The organism is Microbulbifer agarilyticus S89 (genome assembly GCF_000220505.1).
GTDB lineage: Bacteria > Pseudomonadota > Gammaproteobacteria > Pseudomonadales > Cellvibrionaceae > Microbulbifer > Microbulbifer agarilyticus_B.
This window is the reverse complement of record NZ_AFPJ01000012.1, coordinates 1-12,878: the sequence shown is the minus strand read 5'-3', so window position 1 is coordinate 12,878 and position 12,878 is coordinate 1. Positions and strand designations below refer to the sequence as shown.

Annotated in this window: 14 protein-coding genes; all 14 read left to right on the top strand. The window is 57.1% G+C overall.

All coding sequences use genetic code 11. The features are described 5' to 3' along the window. The 14 genes from rsmG (at window position 1) to AS89_RS0103915 (ending at window position 12,843) form a co-directional block, all read left to right on the top strand. Window positions 1-645 (top strand): 16S rRNA (guanine(527)-N(7))-methyltransferase RsmG, encoded by a 645-nt coding sequence (gene rsmG / locus AS89_RS0103980; RefSeq protein WP_010131063.1) that lies wholly within the window; start codon window positions 1-3, stop codon window positions 643-645. Between the two features lie 184 nt (window positions 646-829). After that, window positions 830-1,648: a ParA family protein gene (locus AS89_RS0103975; RefSeq protein ID WP_010131062.1), complete on the top strand. Its 819-nt coding sequence runs from the start codon at window positions 830-832 to the stop codon at window positions 1,646-1,648. Between the two features lie 18 nt (window positions 1,649-1,666). After that, the gene (locus AS89_RS0103970; RefSeq protein WP_010131060.1) at window positions 1,667-2,575 is read left to right on the top strand and encodes a ParB/RepB/Spo0J family partition protein; all 909 of its coding nucleotides are present in this window, start codon (window positions 1,667-1,669) and stop codon (window positions 2,573-2,575) included. A 290-nt stretch (window positions 2,576-2,865) separates the two neighbouring features. Beyond that, window positions 2,866-3,258 (top strand): ATP synthase subunit I, encoded by a 393-nt coding sequence (locus AS89_RS0103965; protein ID WP_029249770.1) that lies wholly within the window; start codon window positions 2,866-2,868, stop codon window positions 3,256-3,258. A 117-nt stretch (window positions 3,259-3,375) separates the two neighbouring features. Further along, on the top strand, window positions 3,376-4,317 hold the full coding sequence (atpB, locus tag AS89_RS0103960; protein WP_010131057.1) for a F0F1 ATP synthase subunit A: 942 nt from the start codon (window positions 3,376-3,378) through the stop codon (window positions 4,315-4,317). Window positions 4,318-4,409: 92 nt separating this feature from the next. After that, window positions 4,410-4,658 (top strand): F0F1 ATP synthase subunit C, encoded by a 249-nt coding sequence (gene atpE / locus AS89_RS0103955; RefSeq protein ID WP_010131056.1) that lies wholly within the window; start codon window positions 4,410-4,412, stop codon window positions 4,656-4,658. Window positions 4,659-4,713: 55 nt separating this feature from the next. Then, a complete protein-coding gene (locus AS89_RS0103950; RefSeq protein ID WP_010131055.1) occupies window positions 4,714-5,184 on the top strand; it encodes a F0F1 ATP synthase subunit B in 471 nt (156 codons plus the stop codon). Between the two features lie 11 nt (window positions 5,185-5,195). After that, window positions 5,196-5,729: a F0F1 ATP synthase subunit delta gene (locus tag AS89_RS0103945; RefSeq protein ID WP_010131054.1), complete on the top strand. Its 534-nt coding sequence runs from the start codon at window positions 5,196-5,198 to the stop codon at window positions 5,727-5,729. A 47-nt stretch (window positions 5,730-5,776) separates the two neighbouring features. Beyond that, window positions 5,777-7,321 carry a F0F1 ATP synthase subunit alpha gene (gene atpA, locus AS89_RS0103940; RefSeq protein ID WP_010131053.1) on the top strand — a complete coding sequence of 515 codons (1,545 nt, stop codon included), beginning with the start codon at window positions 5,777-5,779 and terminating at the stop codon, window positions 7,319-7,321. 65 nt (window positions 7,322-7,386) lie between these two features. Further along, window positions 7,387-8,247: a F0F1 ATP synthase subunit gamma gene (gene atpG / locus AS89_RS0103935; RefSeq protein WP_010131052.1), complete on the top strand. Its 861-nt coding sequence runs from the start codon at window positions 7,387-7,389 to the stop codon at window positions 8,245-8,247. A 38-nt stretch (window positions 8,248-8,285) separates the two neighbouring features. After that, window positions 8,286-9,683, top strand: a complete 1,398-nt coding sequence (gene atpD, locus AS89_RS0103930) for a F0F1 ATP synthase subunit beta (RefSeq protein WP_010131051.1) — start codon at window positions 8,286-8,288, stop codon at window positions 9,681-9,683. A gap of 67 nt (window positions 9,684-9,750) precedes the next feature. Next, window positions 9,751-10,170, top strand: a complete 420-nt coding sequence (locus AS89_RS0103925; RefSeq protein ID WP_010131050.1) for a F0F1 ATP synthase subunit epsilon — start codon at window positions 9,751-9,753, stop codon at window positions 10,168-10,170. A 125-nt stretch (window positions 10,171-10,295) separates the two neighbouring features. Then, entirely contained in the window at window positions 10,296-11,321 is a 1,026-nt protein-coding gene (locus tag AS89_RS0103920) for a patatin-like phospholipase family protein (RefSeq protein ID WP_010131049.1), read from the top strand. Window positions 11,322-11,370: 49 nt separating this feature from the next. After that, complete coding sequence (locus AS89_RS0103915) at window positions 11,371-12,843, top strand: tetratricopeptide repeat protein (RefSeq protein ID WP_010131048.1); 1,473 nt, start codon at window positions 11,371-11,373, stop codon at window positions 12,841-12,843. Window positions 12,844-12,878: the final 35 nt, after the last annotated feature.

The following is a 12,878-nucleotide window of genomic DNA, read 5'->3' as shown; positions in this document are numbered from 1 at the left end:
ATGGAGCAGTTTCGAAACCGCCTGCAGCAGGCGGCAGACCAGTTACAGCTGGCGTTAACCAGGGAGCAGCAGGACAAGATACTGGCCTACCTCGACCTGTTTGCGCGCTGGAACGCCGCCTACAACCTGTCCGCGGTGCGCGACCCGGCGGAAATGCTGGAGCGCCATATCATCGACAGCCTGAGCGTGGTGAACCTGTGTTGCACCAGTCCAGCCGACCAGACCCCGCTGATCGATGTTGGCTCAGGCGGTGGCCTGCCCGGTATCCCGCTGGCGATTGTCCACCCCGAGCGCCCCATCAGCCTGCTCGACAGTAATGGCAAAAAGTCGCGCTTCCAGTTTCAGGTGGCCAGCCAGCTGAAGCTCGCCAACATCAACGTGGTGAACCAGCGGGTGGAGGCCTACCAGCCGGAGAAGCTATATGCCGGAGTGGTTTCCAGGGCGTTTGCCTCACTGCAGGATATGGTGCAAGGGAGTGAGCACTTGCTCGCTCCAGCCGGCCGATTTTATGCGATGAAGGGCAAGATCCCGGAAGATGAGTTGAGCGCATTGCCAAAAGGCATTAAGGTCGAGCAGATGCACCCATTGCGAGTACCCGGGTGCGACGCCGAGCGCCACCTGATCGTCCTTGTTCGCGAGGACTGAACCGCCAGCTCTGGCAATCCGCTCCAATGCCGGGGTGGAACAAAAACAACTGAGATCAATACCAGTGCACCGGGCTGATGTTCGCGGGTGTGCTTTTGCTGCCGCGCCTCCCGGTCAAACCGGCCTAGCGGCGAGCCCGGGACGCCACAGGAACTGTGCCAACGGGACCAACAGGACCAGAACCTTGAGCAAAATTTTTGCGGTAGCCAACCAGAAGGGCGGAGTCGGCAAGACCACGACCTGCGTCAACCTGTCCGCATCGCTTGTGGCCAACAAGCGACGGGTGTTGCTGATTGACCTGGATCCCCAGGGCAACGCCACCATGGGCAGCGGCATCGACAAAAGCGAGCTGCAGCTGTCGAGCTACGATGTGCTGGCCAGCCTGCTGCCGCCGCGCAAAGCGATTGTGCCAACCGCCAGCGGTTATGACCTGATGCCAGCGAACATCGACCTGTCCGCGGCGGAAGTGGAATTACTGGAGATGGACGGCCGCGAATCCCGTCTGCGCCAGGCGCTGGAACAGGTCGCCGATGACTACGACTACATCATCATCGACTGCCCGCCATCCCTGAACATGCTTACCGTAAACGCCCTGTGCGCCGCCGGCGGCGTATTGATTCCGATGCAGTGCGAATACTACGCGCTGGAAGGCCTGTCCTCCCTGATTGACACCATTACGCAGGTCCAGCAGGCCGCGAACCCGAACCTGAAGATCGAGGGCATCCTGCGCACCATGTACGACCCGCGCAATAGCCTGACCAGTGATGTTTCTGAGCAGTTGAGCGAATACTTTGGTGAGCGCCTGTACCGCACCTGCATTCCGCGCAATGTGCGTCTCGCAGAAGCCCCGAGTTTTGGCAAGCCCGCGCTCGACTATGACCGCAGCTCCAAAGGCGCCATCGCCTACCTCGCCCTCGCCGGCGAGATTACCCGCCGCGACACTGCGGCAAACCAGAATAGCAACCAGAACAGTGGACCACGCCCGGTAGCGGAAGCGGTTTAAGACTGAGGTAACAAACCTATGGCCGCGAAACGCAAGGGCCTCGGGAAAGGGCTTTCCCATCTGATCAGCAACAATGCCAGCGAAGCCATTGCCGTGGCCACGGGCGAGCGCAACGGCGATGTTGCCGAGCGCGTGGATGGAGAGCTCAAAGAGCTGCCCATCGAATTCCTACAGCGCGGCCGCTACCAGCCGCGCCGCGACTTCCCGCAGGAGTCCCTGCAAGAACTGGCCGACTCCATCCGCGCCCAGGGCATTATGCAGCCCATCGTGGTACGCCCTGTCGGTGAGCGCAAATACGAGATCATCGCCGGTGAACGCCGCTGGCGCGCGGCCCAGCTCGCCGAGTTGGATAAAGTCCCCGCCCTGGTTCGCGAAGTGGCCGACGAAGCCGCTATCGCCATGGCGCTGATCGAGAATATCCAGCGCGAAGACCTGAACCCGGTTGAAGAGGCGGTGGCGCTCAAGCGCCTGCAGGATGAATTCGAGCTCACCCAGCAGCAGGTGGCCGAGGCCGTGGGTAAATCCCGCACCGCAGTGACCAACCTGCTGCGCCTGTTGAGCCTCACCGACGAGGTGCGCACCTTCCTCGAGCGCGGCGATATCGAAACCGGCCACGCCAAGGCGCTGCTCGGCCTCGCCGGTGAAGACCAGAAAGCCACTGCCCGCCAGGTGGTCGACCGCGGTTTGACCGTGCGCCAGACCGAGGCGCTGGTACGCAACGTCCAGGCCCAGGCGGGCAAGCCGAAACCGAAGAAAGCCCCGGTGGACCCCAATATTCGCCGTCTGAGTGAAAAGCTGGCAGAAAAAATTGGTGTTCCAGTGTCGATCGATCACGGCGAAAAAGGTGCCGGCAAGCTGGTACTCAAGTACACCAGCCTGGATGAGCTGGACGGCATTTTGGCCCACCTGGGCTACAGCGAAGACTGATTTGCTTGCCGCCCAGATGCTCTGGAAACGTTACTATTGCAACGTTTTTGTAAAAAATGCGCCAAACCAGTGCGGTGTTTTGGCGCATACTTCTCTGTTCGCTGGCACCTCTGCTGCCAAATAACCCCTCGATATGTAAGTACTTACTATCACCGAAACAGGTGGTAAACGACCGCGAAAGTCATACCATCTGACGAGATTTGCTAGTTGAATCGGCAGCCTCGTTCCGACATAATTCGCACGCCCAAATTTTGGGCGGAAAAGAAAATTTGGCCGGCCTGTTCCCGCCTATGCGTAATCCCCCAGTTGTACAGATTTCGCTGATCCAGCTAGCGGTTGTTTTGCTGGCTGTAGTGGCGCTCGAATTCACGCTGGGACGTGTCATCGCCCTTTCCGCCCTGCTTGGCGGCGCCCTGTGTGTGGTGCCCAATCTGTATTTTGGTTTGCGTGCCTTTGAGCTGTTAGGGCCGAACCGCGGCAAGATTCGCGGAGCGCGCGCCAGCCAGCGCGCGGTGGGAAGTTTCTACCGCGCCGAAACCGGCAAGTTCGTAATGACCCTGGTGGGGTTTGCGCTGGTGTTTGCCAGCGTCAAAACGCTGAACCCCGCAGTGCTGTTTATCAGTTACGGCTTGTGCGTGATTTTGCAATGGATTCTCGTAGCCCGCCTGCATACCAAAGGTTAGCGGGGGGCGGGGAGCCTCGAAGAGTGACTGCGCTTTTGTTCAGGGCCGAAAACCAAGGCCGCGCAGGTTCGGGGTTCCACGAAACAGATTTTTCATCTTAAAACGTGTTGAGGAACTATGGCTGCCGAACAAACCGCGACGGGTTATATCCAGCACCACCTGCAAAATCTTGCATACGGTAAACTTCCAGCGGGTTACACCCGCACCGATGGAACCGTACTTTCCGAATCCACCTGGACGATTGCACACAGCAGCCAGGAAGCCGCCGATATGGGTTTCTGGGCCGTGCACCTGGACACCCTGGGTTGGTCCATTGGTCTTGGTCTGATTTTCTGCTTCCTGTTCGCCCGCGCGGCAAAGAAAGCCACCGCTGGTGTTCCCACCGGTTTCCAGAGCTTCGTCGAAGTCATCGTCGACTTCATCGACAAAACCGTTAAAGACACCTTCCCGCACCGCAACAGCATGGTTGCACCGATGGCCCTGACCATCTTCGTGTGGGTATTCCTGATGAACCTGATGGATTTGATCCCGGTTGACTGGCTGCCGCTGGCGTTCGCCCACGGTACCTCTGCCCTGACCGGTGCCGATCCGCATCACGTCTACTTCAAGGTTGTTCCTACCACCGACCTGAACGCCACCCTGGGTATGGCGCTGGCGGTGTTCGCCCTGATGATTTTCTTCAGCGTGAAAGAAAAAGGCCTGATGGGCTTTGTTAAGGAACTGACTCTGCACCCCTTCCACTCCGGCAAGTGGTACGTAGACATCTTCCTGATCCCGTTCAACTTCCTGCTGGAAGCGGTTTCCCTGATCGCCAAGCCTGTATCTCTCGGCCTGCGTCTGTTCGGTAACCTCTACGCGGGTGAGATGATTTTCATCCTGATCGCCATCGTATTCGGTGTTGGCGTTCTGGGCTTTATCGGCGCCAGCTTCCTGCAGATGGGCTGGGCGATTTTCCACATCCTGGTAATTACCCTGCAGGCCTTCGTATTCATGGTACTGACTACCGTGTACATGGCCATGGCGCACGACCGGGAAGAAGAGCACGCGCACGACCAGTAAGGTCGTGCCAGCTGTAAAGAATTTGTCGGTTTACTGACTTTTTTCACTCACTTTCAACTTCAACAACTCTTAACTTACTTTTGGAGAAAACAATGGAAGCATTAGGTCTGGTATACGTAGCTGCTGCACTGCTGATCGGTCTGGGCGCACTGGGTACTGCTATCGGTTTCGGCACCCTGGGTGGCAAACTGCTGGAAGGTTCTGCTCGTCAGCCGGAACAGGCTCCTGCCCTGCAAGGCAAAATGTTCCTGATGGCTGGTCTGCTCGACGCCGTACCGATGATCGGTGTTGGTATCGCTATGTACCTGATTTTCGCGGTTGCTCCTGGTCTGGCTGGTTAATCCCATCGTTCCAATTGCCCTTTAACCCATTTTTGAAAGAGCAAGAGGTGTCGGTGTGAATATCAACCTGACTCTGATCGGCCAGTCGATCACCTTTTTCGCCTTTGTATGGTTCTGCTGGAAGTACGTCTGGCCGGCCCTGCTGGGTGTTATGCAGGAACGTGAGCAAAAAATTGCCACTGGTCTGCAAGAAGCCGAGCGCGCAGAAAAAGATCTTGAACTGGCTCAGCGCAAAGCGGCCGAGCAACTGAAAGAAGCCAAAGCCCAAGCGGCAGAAATCATCGATGGTGCCAACAAGCGCGCCAACCAAATCGTTGATGAAGCCAAAGAGGCTGCGCGCAGCGAAGGCGATCGCCTGAAAGCTGCCGCACAGGCGGAAATCGAACAGGAAGTAAACCGAGCGAAAGAACAACTTCGCACCCGTGTTGCTGCCCTGTCTGTTGCCGGCGCAGAAAAAATCCTCTCAATCAACATCGATGCCAAGGCACACGATGACATGATTGAGAAACTGGCAGCCGAGCTGTAAGCGAGGAACCCATGGCGGAACTCAGCACTCTGGCCCGGCCTTACGCAAAAGCGGCATTTGCCCACGCCCAGCAAGCCTCCGACCTCAGTGGTTGGAGCGCGGCGTTGGTAACCGCAGCGGCGGTCAGCCAGAACGAAAAAGTTGGCGAGCTGCTGGATAACCCGCAGCTGACCAGTGAAGTGCGCGCGGAAAAATTCCTGTCTGTATGTGGCGATTTCGACCCGTCCATGCAGAACTTCATCAAGCTGCTGGCGGAAAACCACCGCCTGCCGCTGCTGCCGGAAATTTCCGAACTGTTCGAAGACCTGAAGGCCCAGGCAGAAGCCACTCTCGAAGTGGAAGTTATCTCTGCCCGCCCGCTCAGCGACGAACAGTCCCAGCGCCTCACCCAGGCACTCAGCAAGAAGTTTGCCCGCGAGGTGCACCTGCACAGCGCGGTCGACGAAAGCCTGCTGGGCGGCGCGATTATTCGCGCTGGTGACACGGTGATTGATGGCACCGTGCGCGGCCGACTGGCCAAACTCGCCGAGGCGATGAACTCCTAAATTACCTTCCCGGCGGGCAGCCCCGCCGGGGAATCGAGGAACAGAGCATGCAGCAACTGAATCCCTCTGAGATCAGTGAAATTATCAAGAGCCGCATCGACAATCTCGATGTGAGCACCGAAGCCCAGAATGAGGGCACAATTGTTTCCGTATCCGACGGTATCATCCGCATCCACGGCCTGGCCGACGTGATGTACGGTGAGATGATCGAGTTCGAAGGCGGTGTTACCGGTATGGCACTGAACCTGGAGCGCGACTCCGTTGGTGCCATCGTACTGGGCGACTACAAGTCTCTGGCAGAAGGTCAGAAGTGTCGTTGTACTGGCCGCATCCTGGAAGCCCCGGTTGGTCCGGAGCTGCTGGGTCGTGTGGTTGACGCCCTGGGTAACCCGATCGACGGTAAAGGTCCGCTGAACAACAAGCTGACCGACGCTGTTGAAAAAGTTGCACCTGGCGTAATTGCCCGTCAGTCCGTTGACCAGCCGGTACAGACCGGTCTGAAAGCGGTAGACACCATGATCCCGATCGGTCGTGGCCAGCGTGAGCTGATCATTGGCGACCGTCAGATCGGTAAAACTGCGGTTGCGATCGATGCGATCATCAACCAGAAAGGCACCGGCATTAAGTGTATCTACGTTGCCGTAGGCCAGAAGCAGTCCTCTATTGCGAACGTTGTGCGCAAGCTCGAAGAGCACGGCGCAATGGACCACACCATCGTAGTTGCCGCCGGCGCCGCCGATCCGGCCGCGATGCAGTTCCTGGCTCCATACGTTGGCTGCACCATGGGTGAGTACTTCCGCGACCGCGGTGAAGACGCCCTGATCATTTACGATGACCTGACCAAGCAGGCCTGGGCCTACCGTCAGATCTCCCTGCTGCTGAAGCGTCCTCCGGGCCGTGAAGCATACCCGGGTGACGTTTTCTACTTGCACTCCCGACTGCTGGAGCGCGCTGCTCGCGTAAACGCTGAGTACGTAGAAAAGTTCACCAACGGTGAAGTGAAAGGCAAAACCGGCTCCCTGACCGCGCTGCCAATCATTGAAACCCAGGCGGGTGACGTTTCTGCATTCGTACCGACCAACGTAATCTCCATTACCGACGGTCAGATCTTCCTGGAAACCGACCTGTTCAACTCCGGTGTACGTCCGGCGATCAACCCGGGTATCTCCGTATCCCGTGTTGGTGGTTCCGCACAGACCAAGGTGATCAAGAAGCTTTCCGGTGGTATTCGTACCGCACTGGCACAGTACCGCGAACTCGCGGCCTTCTCCCAGTTCGCTTCTGACCTGGACGAAGCCACCAAGGCCCAGCTGGACCACGGTGAGCGCGTTACCGAACTGATGAAGCAGAAGCAGTACTCCCCGATGTCCATCGCGGACATGGCGGTTTCTGTTTACGCTGCCGACAAAGGCTTCCTGAACGACGTAGAAGTCAACAAAGTGCTGGACTTTGAATCCGCCCTGCTCGCTTACATGAACAGCGAACACGCAGAGCTGATGGAAAAAGTGAACAGCACCGGTGACTACAACGGCGAAATCGACGCTGCCTTCAAGGCCGCGATCGAAAAATTCGTCGCTACCGGTAGCTGGTAATCCGTTTTCGCCCTGCACTCTCTGAGTACAGGGCGAAACAACGCGAGCGAACAAGGTAAAGCACTATGGCAGGCGGAAAAGAAGTACGCACAAAAATTGCCAGCATCAAGAGCACGCAGAAAATCACCTCGGCCATGGAAATGGTTGCGGCGAGCAAGATGCGTAAAGCTCAAGATCGCATGGCACTGGGGCGCCCTTACGCAAGCCGCATTCGCGCGGTGATTGGCCACATTGCCAACGCCAACGCGGAATACCAGCACATCTACCTGCAAGAGCGCGAAGTAAAGCGTGTGGGTTACATTCTGGTATCCACCGACCGCGGTCTCTGTGGTGGTCTGAACATCAATGTGTTCAAGGCAGCGATCCGTGATATGCACACCTGGGATAAACAGGGTGTAGGCGTAGACATCTGCGCGATCGGCAACAAGGCGGCCAGCTTTTTCAACAGCATCGGCGGCAACGTCGTAGCAGCAGTGCGCGACCTGGGCGACCAGCCTCAGGCCAAGCAACTGATCGGTTCTGTAAAAGTGATGCTCGATCGTTTCGCCAGTGGCGAGATCGACCGTCTCTTCCTGGTGTCGAACGAATTCGTCAACACCATGACTCAGAAGCCGCAGATCAACCAGCTGCTTCCGTTGAAGAAAGACGAAGATGAACAACTGCAGCACGAATGGGATTACCTGTACGAGCCAGAGCCTGTCGAGATTCTCGACGGACTGTTGTCTCGCTACATCGAGTCTCAGGTGTATCAGGCAGTAGTTGAAAACAAGGCCTGTGAACAGGCTGCACGTATGATTGCGATGAAGAGTGCCACCGATAACGCCGGTGAGCTGATCGACGCACTGCAGCTGGTTTACAACAAGGCGCGCCAGGCAGCGATTACCCAAGAGCTGTCTGAGATTGTTGGCGGCGCCGCAGCGGTCTAATTCGACCGCCGAAAGATTTGAACTTTGAGGATCGGGAAATGAGTAACGGGCAAATTGTGCAAGTTATCGGCGCGGTCATCGACGTGGAATTCCCGCGCGACGCCGTACCGAATGTATACGATGCACTTGTGGTTGAGGGCAAAGACCTCACCATGGAAGTGCAGCAGCAGCTGGGCGACGGCATTGTACGTGCTATCGCCATGGGTTCTTCCGAGGGTATCTCCCGCGGTCTGCCAGTAAAGAACACTGGCGCGCCGGTTTCTGTACCAGTAGGTACCGAGACCCTGGGTCGTATCATGGACGTACTGGGTAACCCAATTGACGAATGTGGCCCTATCGGTGAGAAAGAGCGTTCCTCTATCCACCGCGCTGCACCAACCTACGAAGAGCAGTCCAGCTCCACCGAACTGCTGGAAACCGGCATCAAGGTAATCGACCTGGTATGTCCGTTCGCCAAGGGTGGTAAAGTTGGTCTGTTCGGTGGTGCCGGTGTAGGTAAAACCGTAAACATGATGGAGCTCATCAACAACATCGCCACCGAGCACAGCGGCCTGTCCGTGTTCGCGGGTGTAGGTGAGCGTACTCGTGAAGGTAACGACTTCTACCACGAGATGCAGGAAGCTGGCGTTGTTAACGTCGAAGAGTTTGCCAAGTCCAAGGTAGCGATGGTTTACGGCCAGATGAATGAGCCGCCCGGTAACCGTCTGCGTGTAGCGCTGACCGGCCTGACCATGGCCGAGAAATTCCGTGACGAAGGTCGTGACGTACTGTTGTTCGTAGACAACATTTACCGTTACACCCTGGCCGGTACCGAAGTATCCGCACTGCTCGGCCGTATGCCGTCTGCGGTAGGTTACCAGCCGACTCTGGCGGAAGAGATGGGTGTTCTGCAGGAGCGTATTACCTCCACCAAGACTGGCTCCATCACCTCCATCCAGGCGGTATACGTACCGGCGGATGACTTGACTGACCCGTCTCCGGCAACCACCTTCGCCCACTTGGACTCCACCGTAGTACTGAGCCGTGACATCGCCGCCAAGGGTATCTACCCGGCTGTTGACCCGCTCGACTCCACTTCCCGTCAGCTGGATCCGCAGGTGATTGGTGAGGAGCACTACTCTGTAGCCCGTGGCGTACAGTCTGTACTGCAGCGCTACAAAGAGCTGAAGGACATCATCGCGATCCTGGGTATGGACGAACTGTCCGAGGAAGATAAGCAGATCGTAGCGCGCGCGCGTAAGATCGAACGCTTCCTGTCTCAGCCGTTCCACGTAGCGGAAGTATTTACCGGTGCACCGGGCAAATACGTTTCCCTGAAAGAAACCATCCGTGGTTTCCAGGGCATCCTGAACGGCGAATACGACGATATGCCAGAGCAGGCCTTCTACATGGTCGGCACCATCGACGAAGCCGTCGAGAAAGCCAACAAGAAGTAAGGCACGCGCGTAAGGCCCGGTTTTTGCCGGGCCTTACAAGGCAAACAGCTGAGAATGAGGTAGCCTTATGGCTATGACTGTACATTGCGACATTGTTAGCGCAGAGGAATCCCTCTTCTCGGGTCTGGTGAAGATGGTGATTGTCAGCGGCGTCGAAGGGGAACTCGGTATCTCCTACGGTCACGCGCAGCTGCTCACCCACCTCAAGCCCGGCCCGGTACGCATCATCAAAGACAATGGTGATGAAGAGGTGCTGTTCCTGAGCGGCGGCTATGCCGAAATCCAGCCGAACATGGTAACCATCCTGGCCGACATCGCCGAGCGCGATATCGACGAAGATGCAGCCAAAAAGGCACGCGAAGAGGCGGAACACGCCCTGCGCAGTGCCCCGGCGGATATCGACTACGCCCGCGTTTCCGCGCAACTCGCCGAAGCCGAAGCCCGTCTGCGCACCCTGCAGGCGATCCGCAAGGCAGCCGGCAAGTAACGCGTATCTGCTTCCCACAGCAGGTCTGAAAAAGCAGCTTCGGCTGCTTTTTTTGTGCTTGTCATTTTAATCCCGCACAAGCCGCGTCATTATTTATTTACTGAACCATCGGCATTGGAATCCACATGGTAAATGGTCTGAACAACGGCGCACCGCGTATTGGCCTGGCCCTAGGCAGCGGCGCGGCCAAAGGCTTTGCCCATATCGGTGTGCTGCGCGCATTGCAGGAAATGGGTATCTATCCGCACGTGATTGCCGGCACCTCCATGGGCGCGTTTGTTGGCGCCGCCTATTCTGCCGGCCACCTCGACCGACTGGAAGAATGGGCGCGGCTACTGGACAACTGGAAAGTGCTCTCGCTGCTGGATATCAACTGGACCCTCAGTGGTGGGGTGATCGGCGGTATCAAGCCGTTCCGGGCGTTTTTCGAAGAGGTGGAATACAAGCAGATTGAGGATCTGCCGGTACCCTTCACCGCCATTGCCACCGACCTGCACAGCGGTCAGGAAATCTGGCTGCAACAGGGTAACCTGCAGGAAGCAGTAAGCGCCTCCTGCTCGATTCCCGGACTGCTGTCCGCGAAAGACCTTTCCGGGCGTTGGCTGGTGGATGGTGCCGTGTCCAATCCCGTACCGGTCGATGTGTGTCGCGCCATGGGTGCAACCACGGTTATTGCCATCGACGTCACCGAAGATGCTGCACCGTTGTTGGATCGCGAGCACGGCGAAGTGCGCAGCGTTATTAGTGCCGCATCCCAGGTTGCGGATACTCCGTTACTCGAGGCCGAAAGCGAGGAAATGGAGCAGCTTGAGTCTGGCAGTAATGATCAAGAACGCCGCTTTGGCGAGGGATTGTCACGACTGGTGGAACAGGGCCGCGAACAGTTGAACCATTTGCGTGGCAGTCGCGAGACCAAGGCGAGCCCGCCGGGGATGTTCGATACTATGCGACGTGCGATGGAAATTCTCGAGCGCCGGCACAAGCGCACCCGCATGATGGGCGCTCCGCCCGATGTGCTCATCCGGCCTAAGGTCGGCGCGATTGGTGGCAATGAGTATGCGCGCGCCGGCGAGGCGATTGAACTGGGCGAAAAAGAAGTCGTGCGCCTGCGCAGCTGGATAGAAGACACGCTGCGCCAGGATGCTGAGTAATTCATAGTCGCACCCTATCCGGTAAAACCGCGTGTACGCGGGGGAGTAGATGTCTGTGACACGATGCCTGTGGTTTTTTCTTCCGGTAATTTTATTGTCGTTCAGCGTGCGCATTGCTGCTGCCGACTGGTATGAATACCAGTCGGAAAACTTCACCGTGTATTCCGATGTTTCTGAGCAGCGTGTCAACACCTTGATGCGCGATCTGGAGCGGTTCCGCCGCACCGCCCTCTCCTTTACTGGCCTTGAGGAAGTTCCTGAAAACGCAAAGCTGCGGGTATTCCATTTCCGAAATTCCACAGACTTTGTGAAGTTCTCTGGCGATCAGAAAATTGCCGGGTTTTACCGGGAGACCTGGCAGGGCCCGGTAATCTTTTCCCGCGACGGTGACCACGGAATTGCCGGTTCCGGATTGATCTTCCATGAATACGTACATCATCTGATGCGCGAACACAGCGCCATGACCTACCCGCGCTGGTACGCGGAAGGTTTTGCCGAACTGTTGGCGAGTGCGGAATTGCGCAAAAACCATGTCCTGGTGGGCGGCCTGCCAGAATGGCGATTAAGTGCCTGGGCCAAAGACGCACCACTAACGATTGAACAGCTGCTATCGCCACCATCACTCGCGGCAGCAAGTGGTCATGACAACAGCCGCTACTGGAATAACTACTATGCCAGTGCCTGGTTACTGACCCATTACCTGCAACTGGGCCACAATGTCGGCCACCCGGACTATCGCACGGCTACCGAAAGTTACCTGCGTGCTGTCGCCGCCGGTGAAGATCCGGTTGCCAGCTTTGCCGAGTATTTTGGCAAGCCAATGGCAGAAGTACAGCGGGAAATACTCGCCTATATGCGCGACGATATTCATCGCCATAGCTTAGCTATACCGGAATATTCCTACTCCATCCCCCGCCGCGCGCTAAACGAAAATGAACACCTGTTCCTTTTGGCGAACCAGGCGCTGGATTTGCAAAAGTCCTCACTGGCAATGGAGTATTTGCAGCAAAGTGAGGAGCAAAGCCTCGGTTGGCCGGAGAACCTCACGGCGATGGCGGTAATCGAGGCTGAGAAAGGCGACTTTAAATTCGGCGAGAAAATGCTGCAGGACATCGGTGATTTCGGCCTTGTCAGCCACCTCACCGCGGCAAATCTTTCCCGTTATTATCTACTGCGCTTGCAAGCACTCAGCAAAACCCGCAAGTGGCATGAAGACGATTACCAGCAGGCAGAAAAGTACGGCAAGCTCGCCGTAGAAGCCGGGCCTAATTACTTGCCTAGTTACCGTACGCTGTGGGTGCTGTATCAGCTAAAGGGCGAGAGCGAATCGGCGTTACAAATTATGCTGAGTGCCCATCACCAGCAGCCCAATCATTTGAACCTGAATGCAGCGATCGGTTTTTACCTGGCGCATCTGGGTGAAACTGCGCTGGCCCGCGAGTATCTGGAACGCGTGGTGGCTTGGAGCCACTCACAAGACTTGCGCGCCAGAGCGCAGAAATTACTCGAGAGTGGCCACTGAAAAATTGGTTTCCCAATAACAAAAAAAGCCCGCGA